Origin of the sequence: Mesorhizobium sp. M4B.F.Ca.ET.203.01.1.1 (genome assembly GCF_004791025.1) — a bacterium.
In the GTDB taxonomy this organism is placed as follows: domain Bacteria; phylum Pseudomonadota; class Alphaproteobacteria; order Rhizobiales; family Rhizobiaceae; genus Mesorhizobium; species Mesorhizobium abyssinicae.
The window spans coordinates 1-244 of record NZ_SRUO01000326.1 but is presented as its reverse complement, the minus strand read 5'-3'; the positions used below and the strand labels follow the sequence as shown (position 1 = coordinate 244).

Genomic DNA, 244 nt, shown 5'->3' with positions numbered 1-244 from the left:
ATCTCAGCGCCGGCGACCGCTCGACGACGACGGGGGCCGGCGGCGCCTGGTCGATCGGCGGACTGACGCTGGCCGATGTCGGCAAGAACATCTACGAGGTCGTGCCGGACGGCTCGCAGCAGACCGGCACCCTGGTGCAGACCGTCGGCAACCCCGGCAGCGGCGGCACCGACAGCGGCAACGACTTCACCAACTTCCTCGACTTCTCGATCAGTGGCACCAAGTACGAGGACCTGACCGGCGA

Annotated in this window: 1 protein-coding gene; it reads left to right on the top strand. The window is 68.4% G+C overall.

Translation table 11 applies throughout. The features are described 5' to 3' along the window. The coding region (locus tag EN846_RS35560) for a hypothetical protein (RefSeq protein ID WP_187331613.1) at window positions 1–244 on the top strand (244 nt) is incomplete at both ends.